The 3115-nt window shown below is 64.9% G+C and carries 2 protein-coding genes; both read right to left on the bottom strand.

The features are described 5' to 3' along the window. Positions 1-1613 (bottom strand): cobalamin-dependent protein (locus tag AC1D1P_RS19000; protein ID WP_477674043.1); only part of this gene is annotated, 1613 nt, incomplete at its 3' end. Between the two features lie 185 nt (positions 1614-1798). Continuing rightward, the coding region (locus AC1D1P_RS18995) for a TRAP transporter large permease subunit (RefSeq protein WP_477674042.1) at positions 1799-3115 on the bottom strand (1317 nt) is incomplete at its 5' end.

Below are 3115 nucleotides of genomic sequence, written 5' to 3'. Positions count from 1 at the left end.
GCGTAGGCGGCCTGCATGTCGGGCCACTGGGCGAGCAGGGCGCGGGCATCGGCGTCCATGCGCGTCTTGCGGTGACCGGCCAGGTCCAGCGCGGCTTCGGCGGCTGGCGCGCGGTCGGGCTTGTCGATCTTGAGCATGGAGGCCGCGGCCTTGAGCTGCTGCACCTCGCGCGCCAGTTGGGCTTGCGCGCGGGCACGTTTTTTGTAGCCGCGCACCGTGTCGCTGATTTCGGCCAGGTAGCGCGTTCGCGCGGCCGGCACCACCGGCGTCTGGTTGGTACTGTGGCGCACTTCGGCCGCGGGTAGCACACCGCCCTCAAGCGCCAGGCCCAACGCGGCCAGGCGCGGCTTGAGCGCCTGGTAGAGGGCCGTCACGCCGTCGTCGTTAAAGCGCGCAGCCATGGTGCCGAAGACCGGCATCTTGTCGGCCGGCGTGCCCCAGGCTTCCTTGTTGCGTTGCACTTGCTTTGAGACATCGCGCAGGGCGTCGAGCGAACCCTTTCGGTCGAACTTGTTGATGGCGATGAACTCGGCGAAGTCCAGCATGTCGATTTTCTCGAGCTGGCTGGCGGCGCCGAATTCGGGCGTCATCACGTACATGGGCACGTCCACATGCGGCACGATGGCGGCATCGCCCTGGCCTATGCCGGAGGTCTCGACCACGATCAGGTCAAACCCTGCGCATTTGCAGGCGGCGATCACGTCGGGCAGGGCCTGACTGATTTCGGAGCCGAAGTCGCGCGTGGCCAGTGAGCGCATGAAGACGCGTTGACCGCTGTCGGCGTCCTTCTGTCCTGCCAGGGGGACAGTCCAGGGGTTGATCGCGTTCATGCGGATGCGGTCGCCGAGCAGCGCGCCACCACTCTTGCGGCGAGACGGGTCGATACTGATGACTGCCACGCGCAATTTGTCGTTCTGGTCCAGGCGCAGGCGGCGTATCAACTCGTCGGTCAATGAAGACTTGCCGGCGCCGCCAGTGCCCGTAATCCCCAGCACAGGGATCTTGCAGGTGGAGGCCTGCGTGCGGACTTTGTCCACCAGCGCCGCGTCGGCCTTGCCATTCTCCAGCGCCGTGATCAACTGCGCCAGCGCCCGCCAGTTCATCTCTCCGTGGCCTTCAATGGCCGTGACGTTCTTGGGCGCGAAACTGGTCAGGTCTTTGTCGCAGCGCATGACCATCTCGCCGATCATGCCGGCCAGGCCCATCTTCTGGCCGTCTTCAGGGCTGTAGATGCGGGTGACGCCGTAAGCATGCAGCTCGCGGATTTCGGGCGGCACGATGACGCCGCCGCCCCCGCCGAACACCTGGATGTGTTCGCCGCCGCGGCTTTTGAGCAGGTCGACCATGTACTTGAAGTACTCGACATGCCCGCCCTGGTAGGAGCTGATAGCGATGCCTTGCGCGTCCTCCTGCAGGGCGGCTGTGACCACTTCGTCCACGCTGCGGTTGTGGCCCAGGTGGATGACCTCCGCGCCCATGCTCTGCAGGATGCGCCGCATGATGTTGATGGCGGCATCATGACCGTCAAACAGGCTGGCCGCCGTGATGAAGCGCACTTTGTGAGTAGGGCGGTAGCTGGCGAGCGCTTTGTATTCAGCGGACATGTCGGTCATGGTTGTCTCCGGGCGGCGGTTGGGCCGTCGATCTGTGATCTGTTTGATTGACGTTTACGTAAACGTCAATCTTAGCCGGTAAGCCGGCGCCGATCAAGTGTGCGCCCTGTAGCGGTGCGAGCAAAAAAAGGGACGCGGAGCGCCCCTCTTTGCCAAAGCCTGGGGCCCAATGGCTTCCGGGCTGTTTACCCGTACAGGTATTTAGGCAGCCAGAGCGTCAACCCGGGCCAGACGTACATGAACACCATGCACAGGATCACGATCAGCATGTAGGGCATCATGCCGGCGAAGATCTGGTTGATGGTCACATGGGGTGGCGACACCCCCTTCAGGTAGAAAGCCGACATCGCCACGGGCGGCGACAGGAAGGCCGCTTGCAGGTTCACGAAAACCAGCACGCCCCAAAGAATCGGATCGATCTGGAAATGCTGCAGCAGCGGCAGGAAGATGGGCACGAAGATCACGATGATCTCGGTCCACTCCAGTGGCCATCCCAGGACGAAGATGATGGCCTGCGACAGCAGCAGGAACTGCAGTGGTGTCAGATTCATCGACATCACCCATTCCTCGACGACGCGCTGGCCGCCCAGCAGAGCGAAAACCGCGGAGAAGAGTGCTGAACCCACAAACAGCCAGCACACCATGGAGGTCGTCTTGCAGGTCAGGAACACCGCCTCCTTGATTTTCTGAAAGTCCAGCGTGCCGGCATGCCAAGCCATGAGAAAGGCGCCGGCCGCGCCGACGGCCGCCGATTCGGTGGCGGTTGTGATGCCGAACAGGATGACCCCCAGCACGACGATGGTTAGCAGCGCGAGCGGCATGACCGAGCTCACCAGCATCCGCAGGATCTCGAACTGCTCGGCGTCGAAGCGCCGGTAGTACCACAGCAGCAGTCCCGCCATCAGCACGCAGGCGATGGCAAAGCCCGTGTAGAAGGACTCGGGCACGGGTGCGGTCTGTGGCCCCGAACCCGAGGGCTCGCCTATTTCCTGCAGTGGTGCGTCGGCGGTGGTTGTCGCTGTCGATGGCTTCGCATCTTCCGATCCCGGCGGCGCCTGCAAGCCGCCGGCTTCGGCCGGCTCCTTGACCGTGTCGCCGGGTTCTTTCAGCCCTTCTTCCGCAGGTGGTTCCTGGAGGCCGCCTTCGGCGGCCGGCGGCTCCTTCACGCCGCTCTCCGTCGGTGGTTCCTGGACTTCGCCGCTGACTGCGGGCCCTTGCAGGCCTCCGCCCGCCGGCGCTGCGGCCTTGGCGGTGCGTGCCGCCGCCACCTGGGCGATGTTGTCGGCCTGCGAATGGATGACCACATACCACCAGGTGCCGCCCAGAGTCGCCAGCGCGAGCACCACCGGCACCAGGGCTGTGCCCAAGCTGCGCAACAGGAAGCCGCGGCTGACTTGGGCGCCCGCCTGCAGCGCCTTGCCCGGAGCCGCGACGGCCATGGCCAACGCCGGCAGCGTCCTGCGCGAATAGGCGGCGGTCACCTGCTGCAGCCAGAGCGGCAC

It is taken from the genome of Polaromonas sp. P1_E1_2 (assembly GCF_056406035.1).
This window is presented reverse-complemented; position numbering and strand designations above follow the sequence as displayed.